General features: G+C 43.5%; 7 protein-coding genes. 6 read left to right on the forward strand and 1 reads right to left on the reverse strand.

The features are described 5' to 3' along the window. Positions 1–351: 351 nt before the first annotated feature. A complete protein-coding gene (locus AC59IL_RS19955) occupies positions 352–1359 on the reverse strand; it encodes a LacI family DNA-binding transcriptional regulator (protein WP_496553953.1) in 1008 nt (335 codons plus the stop codon). A 180-nt stretch (positions 1360–1539) separates the two neighbouring features. Between AC59IL_RS19955 and AC59IL_RS19960 the strand changes: the two genes are divergently transcribed. The 6 genes from AC59IL_RS19960 to AC59IL_RS19985 all read left to right on the forward strand — a co-directional run bounded on the left by AC59IL_RS19960 (position 1540) and on the right by AC59IL_RS19985 (position 13115). Further along, entirely contained in the window at positions 1540–2427 is an 888-nt protein-coding gene (locus tag AC59IL_RS19960) for an inositol oxygenase family protein (protein ID WP_496553954.1), read from the forward strand. 279 nt (positions 2428–2706) lie between these two features. Then, on the forward strand, positions 2707–5736 hold the full coding sequence (locus AC59IL_RS19965; RefSeq protein WP_496553955.1) for a SusC/RagA family TonB-linked outer membrane protein: 3030 nt from the start codon (positions 2707–2709) through the stop codon (positions 5734–5736). 22 nt (positions 5737–5758) lie between these two features. Next, positions 5759–7408: a RagB/SusD family nutrient uptake outer membrane protein gene (locus tag AC59IL_RS19970; RefSeq protein ID WP_496553956.1), complete on the forward strand. Its 1650-nt coding sequence runs from the start codon at positions 5759–5761 to the stop codon at positions 7406–7408. A gap of 247 nt (positions 7409–7655) precedes the next feature. Continuing rightward, entirely contained in the window at positions 7656–9188 is a 1533-nt protein-coding gene (locus AC59IL_RS19975; protein ID WP_496553957.1) for a glycoside hydrolase family 28 protein, read from the forward strand. 142 nt (positions 9189–9330) lie between these two features. Continuing rightward, positions 9331–11595, forward strand: coding sequence for a GH92 family glycosyl hydrolase (locus AC59IL_RS19980; protein WP_496553958.1), 2265 nt, complete (start codon positions 9331–9333; stop codon positions 11593–11595). A 77-nt stretch (positions 11596–11672) separates the two neighbouring features. Continuing rightward, positions 11673–13115, forward strand: coding sequence for a glycoside hydrolase family 28 protein (locus tag AC59IL_RS19985; protein ID WP_496553959.1), 1443 nt, complete (start codon positions 11673–11675; stop codon positions 13113–13115). Positions 13116–13242: the final 127 nt, after the last annotated feature.

Genomic DNA, 13242 nt, shown 5'->3' on the forward strand with positions numbered 1-13242 from the left:
AGCTGGTGATAATTAAACACACAATTTATCCTTTTCATTTCAATCGCGCCGAACTTCTTTCTTTTTAACAGAAATTTTTTTATATGAAGTTGGAAGCCAGAAGTCGGAAGTCTGAGGTCTGAAGTCGGATGTCAGAAGTAAGAAGTAGAATATAAGATGAGGGAAATAAAGTAGGGTAGGGATTGAGAGTGAGAAGATTTTAGATTATACAATTCTACATAAAAAGTGCTGGCATGCGGCAACCTGCTCATCATTTTTATTCACCATTGACCATTGACCATTGACCATTCATGAGTCGCCATTATCCACTTGCTGTTAACTACTGCCTATTGCCCATTGCCTGCTCCCCATTCACTCAGTCGATTCCCTGGTAATCAACACCGAAGGAATCACCATCCGTTCTTTTTTCAGATCGAAAGTGCTTTTTTCGATGCCCTTGAAAAGCAGTGTGGCAGCGGCTTTGCCGATTTCAAAGGCCGGCTGGGTAATAGTGGTCAATGGCGGATCTAAAATAGGAGCGGTTTCGAGCGTAGCGAAAGCGATCACTTTAATATCCCGCGGTATATTTATATGTAGCTCATGGCAGGCCAGGTAAACCGGCGTTACAATTTTTTCAACCGACGCAATGAGGCCATCGGGGCGGTTTTCGCTCTGCAGTATTTTTTTTATATGCTGATAGGTGCTACCTTCATCGCTGCAATCGATCACCTGATTCTCATTTTCGGGTATGCCTGCTTCTTTCAATGCTGCTTTAAAGCCTTCTATCCTGTGTAAACAAATCGGTAAACTTTTGGATATAGAGATGAAAGCAGGTTGCCGGCAACCCTTTGCCAGTAAATGATTGGCAGCCATATAGCCACATTCAAAATCGTTAGTGGTTACCCGTGCCGTTTCGATATTGTCCTGATCGCGATCGAAAAACACTACCGGTATATTATTAGCATGCAGCTTGTTTATATGCTCCGAGGTATTGGTTTCGCTTGAGATAGATATTAATACACCATCTACCCGGCCGCTTTGAAATTCTTCAAGAATTACTTTTTCATTGCTGAATTTTTCGTGCGAAAGATAAATGAGCACATGGTACCCTTTTGTTTCGGCAATTGATTGTATACCATTAATAGCCAGCGAAAAAAAGTTGTCAGCTACTTCGGGCAACACTACTGCAATCGTTTTGCTTTTCTTTTTGCGCAGGCTGCTGGCATAAGGATTCGGTACATAATTCAATTCGGTGGCAAGATCCAGTACCTTCTTTTTGGTTTCTTCACTTATTTCATAGCTGTCGCGCAAAGCTTTTGAAATAGTTGAAACAGAAAGATGCAATTGATCTGCGAGCGCCTTGATATTTACTTTACTCATTAGATTTAAACTATGCTTAAATGATTTAGTTACAGACCGGTAACATTAATAACAGCTACCTAAAGGTCGCAACCGTTTTCGTAAATAAAGTTAAAGTAATGCTAACAATCTTTAGCCAAAAAGTAGAACTTAGTTGCCGAAAGGAATCAAAACCAGTCTTAATTTTTAACACGATTGCACATGGCTGCACCAGAAAAATTCTCTGCGAAAGAAATTAATCCTCTTGGAAGTCTGGATGAGTGGGAAGACGATGTATTGCAGCGCTATCCGGACCCTGATACTATAGCCAAAGAAAAAGCAAAAGAAGAATATAGAAATTATGACGATCCCTCCAGGGATACGGTTCGTGAGTTTTATCGCCTGAATCATACTTACCAAACGTATGAGTTCGTTCAACAAAAGAAAAGCGACTTTTTACAGTTCAATCGCAAGGAAATGTCGGTTTGGGATGCCTTTAATTTCCTGAACCAGCTTGTAGACGATTCAGATCCCGATACAGACCTCGATCAGTTTCAACATTTATTACAGGCTTCGGAAGCTATCCGTGCCGACGGGCATCCCGACTGGATGGTGCTTACCGGCCTGATGCACGATATGGGTAAAGTGCTTTGTTTATTCGGAGAGCCGCAATGGGCCGTTGTTGGTGATACCTTCCCGGTTGGTTGCGCTTATTCAGACAAAGTGGTTTATCCTGAGTTTTTCAAACACAATACCGATTTCAGCGATCCCGTATACAGCAGCAAATATGGAGTATACGCTCCCAATTGCGGGTTACGTAATATAAATATGTCGTGGGGCCACGATGAATATGTGTATCAGATGCTTAAAGATTATCTGCCCGAGCCCGGATTGTATATGTTACGTTATCACTCTTTTTACGCCTGGCATCGCGAAGCGGCTTACGATCACTTACTCGATGATCATGACCGTGAAATGTTAAAATGGGTAAAACTATTTAACCCTTACGACCTTTATTCTAAATGTCCAACACAACCAGACTGGAAACAGCTACGACCTTATTATGAAGATCTGGTGGCTAAGTATCTGCCATCTACCATTAAATTTTAGCAAGCCAACACGCAAGCATAAAGCCTTTATCCATTCCAATGCAATTATAAGGAGGGATCATGTGCTACATGATTTAATGTAGCATATACCTATGCAATTTGTTAGAAGTAATTACATGGAAAGACACAATATATTAATTGATATTGTGTTTTTTTAAAGTTACGCTAATAAATGTATCGCATACACTTAATAGATGGATCCATTTATGATCGTATAGGAAGAACGCTTTAAAAAACCGTTAAAGAAGAACCAACACTTTTAAAACCTAAAACTTTCATTATGAGATTGCTCTGTCGGTCGCTCCCGAAAGGTGCGGGTATTCACCTATTGCTCCTGCTTTTGCTATCGCCGCTTTTTACGCTGGCACAATCATCGCTTATTTATGGTACAGTAACAGATTCAACAGGTAAGCCTTTGGCAGGCATATCAGTTTCTGTTAAAGGCAAAAAAAATGTTCTTACAGTTACCAAAAACGATGGTACGTTCAGCATTCCCGCCGAAACAGGCGAAACGCTGGTATTTAGTGGTATTTCAGTTGAAAACAAAGAATTGTTAGTTGGAACACAAACAAGGTACATCATTGAACTAGGCACCTCTGCAACAGTAATGACAGATGTGGTGGTAGTAGGTTATGGTAAAAGCTCACGCAAAGCTTTGACGAGCTCCATTACCACTGTTAAACCCGATGATCTTAACAAAGGCGCCATTAGTGATGTGGGCCAGTTGCTGCAGGGTAAAGTGCCAGGCATGAATATTACCGCAAGTGGCGATCCTAACAAACCTGCTGCTGTTATTTTACGCGGTGCTTCGACTATTAATAGTCCTGGCGGACCTTTCTATGTAATTGATGGTATTCCCGGTGCTGATATTTCCACTATTGCTCCGGCAGATATCGCTTCAATCGATGTGTTGAAAGATGCTGCTGCTACAGCCATTTATGGTAACCGCGCTGCCAACGGTGTTATCATCGTTACTACAAGAAGAGGTAAAAAAGGACAGTCGCAAGTAAGCTACAATGGATTTGTAGGTATTGAAAAAGTATCGAGAAGCCTCAAGATGATGGATGCAGGTCAATTAAGGGATTTCCTTTCTAAGAATAGCCTCGCTTTTTCACCTACCGATGATAAAGGCGCCAATACCAACTGGCAGAAGGCAATTCAAAGAGATCAGGCAGTATCTACCGGTCACAACCTATCGCTCAGCGGTGGTGGCGACCACGGTAACTACAGCGCAAGCATCAACTATTTCGACAAGCCCGGTATTCTTAAAAACAGTGACTTAACCCGCGTAATTGCCCGCCTTTCGGTTGAGCAATATGCGTTGAACGATAAAGTGAAATTTGGTTTGAATGTAACCAATTCAAACAGCAGTGCCGATGATATTCCTTACCGCAATACGGTTTTATTGCAATCGGCGCTTTATTTACCGGTATCGCCTGTTTACAATTCAGATGGCACCTTATTTGAAAACTTCAAGAACACAGGTTACTACAATCCTGTGGGCATGATGAATCATAGCCAGATGAATACCAAGTATAATAACCTGATGGGCAACTTTACCACCAATGTAAAACTGCCTTTCGGTTTAACGTATGATCTGAACCTTGCTTACATTAATAATTCAAGCATGTACGGTTCTTATCTCGACAAATATTTTATCAGTAAATACAGCGGGATGTACGATAATCCCGATCCTAATACCTATGGTCACAGCCTGCAGGCTTTTGGTAGTAACGGACAGGCTACCAGAAACGCTTACCGTAATACAAGTAAGCTGATGGAAACCTTCTTTACCTGGGAAAAAGGCTTTGGTCATCACAATATCAATGCTGTAGTAGGTTATTCATGGCAGGAAAATGTAAACGGAGATGGCTTTCAGGCTACTACCTATAATTTTCCCGTTGACAATATAGGATACATGAACCTGGCTTTAAGCAATCCGTATGCATATTCAACACAAATCAGCTTTGGTGGTACCGGTGTTTACCAGAAAACAAGGCTGATATCAGACTTCGCCCGGTTGAAATATAATTATGCTGAAAAATATTTCTTACAGGCTTCTATAAGAAGAGACGGAAGCTCGGTATTTGGTGCTAACCATTACTGGGGTTACTTCCCCTCGGTAGCTGCCGCGTGGAGAATCAGCGAAGAAAACTTCATGAAAACGCAGAATATCTTCAGCGACCTGAAGTTGAGAGCCAGCTATGGAGTTACCGGTAATGCCTTTGGGTTTGGCGCATATACTGCACAGTTTATCCTGGGTTCTGTAGGTACATACTATTATAATGGCGGATTAACTGCCGCTTATGGTCCTACAGCTGCTGCCAATCCTGATTTAAAATGGGAAGAAATTGCTACTACGAATATTGGGTTAGACTTTTCTGTACTGAAAGGAAAAGTGAGCGGTTCAGTTGATGTGTACGACAAGAAAACAACGGGCATGATCTTCAAGTACAATATTGACCCGATTCTTGTACCTGCCGGTAGCATCTGGGCCAACGGTGGTAGCATAGAAAATAAAGGTATTGAATTAGCTCTGAATGCAACCATTGTTTCGAACAGCCAAATGAGCTGGACAAGCAGCCTGAACCTGGCCCACAACGTAAATAAGATCACCAGCTTAACGAACCCGTTATTTAGTGGTGGCGACTCACTGGGCGTTGGTTTTCCGGAAGGTGGCGGCCAATCGGGTAGTTCACTGGAATTGTTGAAATCAGGTTATGCCCTGGGTCAGTTCTATACTTTACAATATGCAGGAAAAGATGCCAACGGCGTTTCACAGTTCTACAAAGCCGATGGAAAAACTTTAACTACAGCTCCGCTGCGTGGTACCGATTACCATTATATGGGAAATGCACAGCCTAAACTGTTACTGGGATGGGCCAACACGTTCAGATATGGTGATTTTGACCTGAACGTTTCTATCAGAGGAGTATTTGGAAACAAGATTTTCAATGCTACCCGCGCAGATCTGTTTAGGCCCAGCACCGCACAATACACCAATATTCTGGTGGATGCAGCAGGGGAGTCTACCAAAGACGTGAATGCCTATAAGTATTCTTCACGCTTTATTGAAAGCGGAAGCTATATCCGGTTCGACAATGCTACTTTGGGTTATAATTTTAAAAAGATACCGAATTACATTAAATCACTCAGACTTTATGTAACAGGAAACAACCTGGCTGTGATCACTAAGTTCAAAGGTGTAGATCCTGAAGTGAATCAGGGTGGTTTGGCTCCGGGAATTGACTACAACAACTTCTATCCCAAAACCCGTACTTTCTTATTTGGTGCAAACGTATCTTTTTAATTAAGAAGCAAAATTTAGCAATATGAAAAAACAACTTAAATATATTACCAGCCTTTTGTTGGCAGCAGGTGCATTCACCGCGTGCCACAAGATAACGGTGAAAGCAACAACAGAATTAACGCCTGATGTGTTTCCGCAGGACTCTGTTTCGTATATCTCTGCATCAGGCCCTGCCTATGTGGCATTACGGGGAAACATAGCTGCTGAATGGTTCTTTCAGCAAACATACAGCACCGACGAAGGCCTTATGCCTTCGCACGGTGGTAACTGGTACGATGGCGGTCAAAATTTGGAAATGCACTATCATACCTGGACTAAAGACAATGGTTATGTTAATGGTAACTGGTACTGGCTGTCGACTATCATCGGTACGGTGAACCAGGAGCTTTCTATTTTGGGTACAACAGAACCAGCCGGCGCAGCAAAAAATACCAATCTGGCCGAACTGAAGATGGTACGTGCATTGGCTTATTTTTATATGATGGACAACTGGGGTAATGTGCCCATCGATACTTTGTATGGTGATTTTACACCGCGCGATAAAACGCCAAGAGCACAGGTATTCACTTTCATTGAAAATGAAGTAAAAGCAGCCATCCCTTATTTAAGCACTACGGTTGATAAATCAACCTACGGACGGTTTACCGCATATGGCGCTTATGCATTGCTGGCAAAAATGTACCTGAATGCCCAGTACTATACTGGTACAGCCAAAAATAATGAATGTATCGCTGCATGTGATGCTATCATTAGCTCGGGTAAGTTCAGCGTAACGTCGCTTGCTAATTATTTACAAATGTTCTATCCTACCAACGGCCCAACAGCTGCTGGCAGCAAGGATGAGTTCATATTCGCAATACCGTATGATGCCACTTCGAGCAATAGCTTCCCATTCCGTTCGGCCAACTACCATGCACGGTATGATGTACCGCGCTCGATGGGTTCTGTAACAGCAGGTAATGGCTATAATTACTTTAACATACCCTATACACCTGGTGGCCCGGCAAGCACCCTTCCTGAGTTCTATGCATATTTTAATGATGCGAACGATGTACGCAACAAGCAATGGCTTGTTGGCCCGCAATACCAGAAAGATGGTGTAACGCCCATTTCGATTATTACTACCAAGGGAGGTTATGATGCCTTCACATATCCCGGCGATACTAATAAATATATTTACAACGTAAATCTTACACCCAATATCGTGCTTCGTCAAAGCACTGCAACCTTTGATGTTGGTAATGATGAAGTTGCCTGGAACATGGGATATCGCAACATTAAGTTTTATCCCGATGCTACTTCAGCCAGCAGAAACCAGAATAATGATATTCCCATTTTCAGGTATTCTGATATAGTGCTGATGAAAGCCGAAGCAATCCTGCGTGGTGGAACAGCTACCCTGAGCCAAACAGCTTTATCACTGGCCAACTCGCTCAGAGCTAATCGTACTACTTCAACTGCATGGACAAATATCACCTTAGACAGCGTATACAATGAGCGTTGCCGTGAATTTGCCTGGGAAGCCTGGCACCGGAACGATATGCTCAGATATGGAAAATACGAAGGAACATGGGGTTTCAAAACCAATGCTGACCAGTACCGTCGTCTTTTCCCGATACCTACAAATGCATTTGCAGTAAATCCGAAACTTACACCGAACCCTGGATACTAAACTTTTAGTTTTAGGAAAGGCGATGACAGAGTAACCGGGCCCGCGAGGGTCCGGTTTATGTGAAACCTGAAAATCCTGAGCGTAGTCGAAGGATCGGCAAATAGTCGAAGTACCCAACCAAATTTTACTGATAGCAACTTTTTTTTCATAATCATGTAGCAGTAATACACTGACCTCCGGACTTTCCAGTCTGGAGTTTTTTTTTCAAGCAGTTAACAATTTGTAACAACATTAAATTATACTGATAGTGAATTGTTCATGGTTTTTAATAGTATCACTACTCTTTCTTTCGGATATTGTTTTTTGTCAGTCTAAGACATATAATATTGTTGCTTTCGGCGCCAAAGGCGATGGTCGTACCCTTAATACCGTATTCATTCAAAAAGCTATTGATAAAGCAGCAGCTGCCGGCGGTGGTAAAGTAATTATTCCGGCCGGACGATTTGTTACAGGTGTTATTCATCTAAAAACCGGAGTGAATATTTGGTTACATAACGATGCCGTATTGCTGGGCAGCATCAACCGCCTTGATTATGGAAAAGAAACAGTAGAGGCATTGATCACGGCAAAAGATCAGCAACGGATTGCTATTACCGGTACCGGCGAAATTGATGGCCGTGGCCGCGAGCTCGTAAAGAACATGTTTAAACTGTTACATCAGGGCGTTATACAGGATGAACAATGGAAAATAAAACGGCCCACCGAAAAAAGCCGTCCTGATATTATTGTTTTTACCGGTTGTACCGATGTAACGGTAAAAGGAATTACGGTTAAAAACAGCGCAGGCTGGGTGCAGGACTACAGAGGTTGTAAAAATGTGGTGATCGACAGTGTAACCGTAAACAGCACCGAATACTGGAACAACGATGGTATTGATATTGTAAACTCGCACAACGTTTCAATAACCAGGTGTTTTGTAGATGCAGCCGATGATGGCATTTGTTTAAAGTCAGAAGGCGATCCCGGCACCTGTGAAAATATTACCGTATCTGATTGTATCCTGCGCAGCAGCGCCAGCGCTTTTAAATTGGGAACAGGATCACGGGGCGGGTTCAGGAATATTGTGGTTCAGCATCTTACCGTTTATGATACTTATCGCTCGGCAATTGCATTGGAAGCAGTTGATGGCGGTTTTTTAGAAAATGTAAACATACAAAACGTAAAGGCAACAAATACCGGTAATGCCATCTTCATCAGGCTTGGTCATCGTAACAACGATAGTGTGTACAGCATTATTAAAAATATTGTGATTGCCGATGTACAGGTGCAGGTGCCGGCCGGTAAACCCGATGTTGGCTATCCTGTTGAAGGGCCACTTCAAAAGTTTTCGCATAATGTATTTCCCGCCTCGATAGTTGGTTTGCCGGGGCATACTATTGAAAACGTTGAACTGAAAAATATTATCGTCAGCTATGAAGGTGGCGGTACAAAAGAAAAAGCCTTTTTTGGCTGGGATAGTTTACATCGTGTTCCTGAAAATGTGTCGGGTTATCCCGAGTTCTCGATGTTTGGGGAACTTCCTTCGTGGGGGCTGTATGTACGGCATGTAAACGGCTTACATTTGCAGAACATACAACTGGGTTTACAACAATCCGATTACCGCCCTGCCTGTATTTTTGATGACGTACAAAACCTTAACCTTTCGGCTGTAAACATTCCTTTTTGCAATACACTACCGGTAATGATATTGAATAATGTAAAAGAACATACACTTTATCAATTAAAATTACCGGTAGAAGAAAGTAAAGCGATCCTGAGCGTAGTCGAAGGAACGAAGTAAAAGCCCTGAGCGAAGTCAACCCGCCTGTCGGCGGGTCGAAAGCCAACTTTAATTGACCCATTAGAATTACCAACCGATGAAGTGTGCGACGCAACAAAAGTTACATAGTACTACAAAAGTGTGGTACATAAAAAAACAAACGATGAACAGCGTGCTGTTACTTTGTTGTTTTTTAGTTACAGTTAACCTGCTGCCTGCGCAGGACCTGCTGAAATATGTGCAGCCGCTTTCGGGCACAGCGCCGTCAACAACCACTGCTGCGCAAAAGCACAGCGAAGTGGGCTCCGAAAAAATTGCCAATACCATTCCGGCCGTGGGCCTTCCTTTTGGTATGACGCAATGGACCCCCCAAACAAGGACCACAGAAACCAAATGTTTTCCGCCTTATTTTTTTAGAGATACTTTGATCAGCGGTTTCAGAGGTACGCACTGGATCAGCGGATCGTGTATGCAGGATTATGGAAGCTTTACCGTTATGCCCATCACCGGCAAATTGAAAACACAGAATTATGCCACCGCATTTTCCCATGCCTCCGAAATAACTACTCCTGCTTATTACAAAGTTCATTTACCTGCCTATAACTGTACTGCCGAAATAACTGCTACTGCCCGCTGCGGTATAATGCAGTTTAGTGTGCAGGATGCCGATAGTTTATACCTGCTGATAACATCTAACAGCGACAGGGGCGAAGGGGTTATTCATATCGATGCAAAGCGCGGTCAGGTGTGGGGATATAACCCGGTGCATCGCATTTACCAGGGCTGGGGCAATGCTGCCGGCTTCAACGGTTACTTTTTTATACAGTTTGAAAGAATACCGGTAAAAACAGGTACGTTTGAGTATCCATCGTTTTTGTCAACCGACAGTATACATAAGCAAATGAATAGCGGCGCCTTTGCGTGCTTTGCAATGCATAAAGGCGAAAAGCTGCGTATTCGCATTGGTACCTCATTTACAAGTGTGGAGGCCGCCAAAAATAACCTGCAGCACGAAATTGCACAACAGTCGTTCGAAGCGGTACGCGCCCTGGCCGATAAAACCTGGCAGCTGGCGCTTTCGCAAATACAGGTGCAAAGCAATAATGAAAAGGATAAGCGGATTTTTTATACAGCTATGTATCATGCATTGCAGCACCCGCGGTTGTATAGTGATGTAAGCGGAACCTATCCTGCCTTTGCGGGAGGAGCGCTTAAAAAATTATCGAACGGCGAGTATTACGACGATTTTTCGATGTGGGATATTTACCGGGCCCAGTTGCCTTTGCTCGAAATATTGCAACCGGTAAGGGTGAATCATTTTGCATCGTCGATGATATTAAAAGGCGAGCAGGGTGGATGGTTGCCTATTTTCCCCTGCTGGAACAGTTATACGGCAGCCATGGTAGGCGATCATGTAACGGCTTTCATTGCTTCGGCCTTTGCAAAAGGCATCAGGAATTATGATGTGGCGGCAGCTTACCGTTTAATGCGTCAGAATGCATTTGAAAATGCCAGTGCCGAAGACTATAAAAATGGTATGGGCCGAAGAGCGCTGCCATCTTACCTGCAATATGGCTTTATTCCTATGGAAGATAGTGTGCCCGAAGCCTTTCATAAAAAAGAACAGGTTAGCCGCACCCTCGAATATGCCTACGACGATTATGCGCTATCGGTAGTAGCCAAAGCATTGAATAAAACAACCGATTACATAGCATTGCGCAAACGGGCGCTCAATTACCGGAATGTATTCGATACAACCGTAAATATGGTGCGCGGACGGTATACCGATAAACGCTGGTATGAACCATTTGCACCCGACCGGCGCGAGCCATATATAACGGAAGGCACTCCACGCCAATACACATTTTATGTTCCGCAGGATGTACCGGGCCTGGCCCGTTTGATGGGTGGCGATAAATCGTTGGAAAATGCCTTAGATAGTTTGTTTGCCAAAAACGAATACTGGCATGGTAATGAGCCGGGCCACCAGATACCTTTTATGTACAACTATACCGCCTCGCCCTGGAAAACGCAACAAATTGTTCGCAATATTTTACAGGAAGAGTACAGCGATGGTCCCGGTGGTTTAAGCGGCAACGACGATGCAGGTCAAATGAGCGCCTGGTATGTGTTTGCGGCTATCGGATTGTATCCTGTTGATCCGGTATCGGGCCAACATATGCTGTGCACGCCTTTATTTGATAAGGTGCAATTGCAGCTGCCCGGTAATAAAAAGCTGCAGATAGTTTGTCATACATCAGCACCCGGGGCCTCGTACATTAAACAAGTGATGCTGAACGGCAAATCGTATAATAAAAATTTTGTGGGTTATGCCGATATCATGAAAGGCGGCAGACTTGATATTTATTTACAACAGCAACCTTCGGCCTGGGGCGCGGATAGCAAAAGCCGGCCATCGGGATTGTAAGTGGGTGCATACCGGAGATCGGATCAATCAACGTAGTTGCAGTTGACAACTATTTTTCAATTAAAAAAATGAAAAGGATGATAAAGAAAATATTTGTTGGTTTTGTTGTGCTTGTAATTACTTTACAATGCGCTGCCCAACGTATATATAATGTAACGACCTACGGCGCCAAAGGCGATGGAAAAACCAACGATGCCCCGGCCATTCAAACAGCCATTGATGCCTGTTCAAAAGCAGGTGGCGGCCAGGTGGTATTACCTGCCGGTCGTACCTATATAGCAAGTCCGTTTAATTTAAAATCGAACATCGATTTTCATCTGGAGGCCGGTGCAAGATTGCTGGCGAATCCCGATGAAAAAGTATATAAGAATAGTGCCTTCCGCCAGAACCCTGGTGAAGGCACCATTTGGATCGGTGGTGAAAATATTCAGAATGTGATGATCAGCGGTCAGGGATCAATCGACGGCAATGGCATTTCATTCATGGGTAACGAACTCGACGATTCGTATGAATTAAAACCCTTTAATGTACTTGATCCGCGTCCGCATGTGCTGACGATCGTTGGCGGTAAAAATATTCGTATTAAAGACGTTCATATCGGTAATTCGGCTTACTGGACGATTCACCTGGCCGGTTGTAATGATGTGGTGATATCGGGTATTACGTTATTGAATAACCTGAAAGTGCGCAACAGCGATGGCATCGATGTTGATCACAGCAAAAATGTACGCATCAGCGATTGTTATATCGAAAGCGGCGACGATTGCATTTGTTTAAAGAACCGGCGCGAATATGAAGAGTTTGGCCGCTGCGAAAACATTACGGTAAGCAATTGCACCATGACTTCGCGAAGCTGCGCCATTAAAATTGGCTCAGAAAATATGGATACCATCAGGCAGGTGGTTTTTAATAACTGTATCGTTAAGAACAGCAACCGCGGCGTGGGTATTCAAAACCGTGATGAAGGAGTAGTGCATGATGTTATTTTTTCGAATATGATCATCGAAGGTCATTTGTTTTCCGATGTGTGGTGGGGTAAGGCCGAGCCCATTTATGTTACCGCTTACCGCCGTGCAAAGATCAATCACAAAGATGCCAACTGGCGTTTTCCCAAAGGCGCCACCGAAGGCAGGGTAGGGGCGGTGTATAATATTACTTTCAGCAATATTAAATGCCTTAGTGAAAATGGTATTTATGTAAGCGCCGAATCGGCTGATAAAATATCGAATATTGTTTTTGATGAAGTTGATGTACGGATCAATAAAACCACCCCTATTGATGGGGGTGTGTACGACCGGCGTCCCGCGAATGTTGAAGGGTTTGTGAGAGGCAGCACTTCGGCTTTTTATTTTGATCAGGCGCAGGGTATAAAAATTCGTAATTGTTCGGTGCAATGGGGCAGTAACCGGCCTGCGTATTTTGCGCATGCCGTTGAAAGCCATGGTATCGACAGTCTTGAAATAAATAACCTGCAGGGCTCTTCGGCTTTTCCCGATAAACTCGAAGCGGTAAAGAAGTAATAAGTCGTAAGTCGCAAGTAATAAGGTTTTAGTTGCCGGTTACCTGTTTCCCGGTAACCGGCAACTGGTAACTGGCAACCTGCTATCAGCAACTTGTACCCTGCAACCTGTAACTTGTAACCGGCGC

The organism is Niastella sp. sgz303648 (genome assembly GCF_059587045.1).

Excerpts from the sequence above, each read along its gene's own strand:
- AC59IL_RS19955 (WP_496553953.1), bottom strand. The coding sequence starts at position 1,359 with ATGAGTAAAGTAAATATCAAGGCGCTCGCAGATCAATTGCATCTTTCT.
- AC59IL_RS19960 (WP_496553954.1), top strand. The coding sequence starts at position 1,540 with ATGGCTGCACCAGAAAAATTCTCTGCGAAAGAAATTAATCCTCTTGGA.
- AC59IL_RS19965 (WP_496553955.1), top strand. The coding sequence starts at position 2,707 with ATGAGATTGCTCTGTCGGTCGCTCCCGAAAGGTGCGGGTATTCACCTA.
- AC59IL_RS19970 (WP_496553956.1), top strand. The coding sequence starts at position 5,759 with ATGAAAAAACAACTTAAATATATTACCAGCCTTTTGTTGGCAGCAGGT.
- AC59IL_RS19980 (WP_496553958.1), top strand. The coding sequence starts at position 9,331 with ATGAACAGCGTGCTGTTACTTTGTTGTTTTTTAGTTACAGTTAACCTG.
- AC59IL_RS19985 (WP_496553959.1), top strand. The coding sequence starts at position 11,673 with ATGATAAAGAAAATATTTGTTGGTTTTGTTGTGCTTGTAATTACTTTA.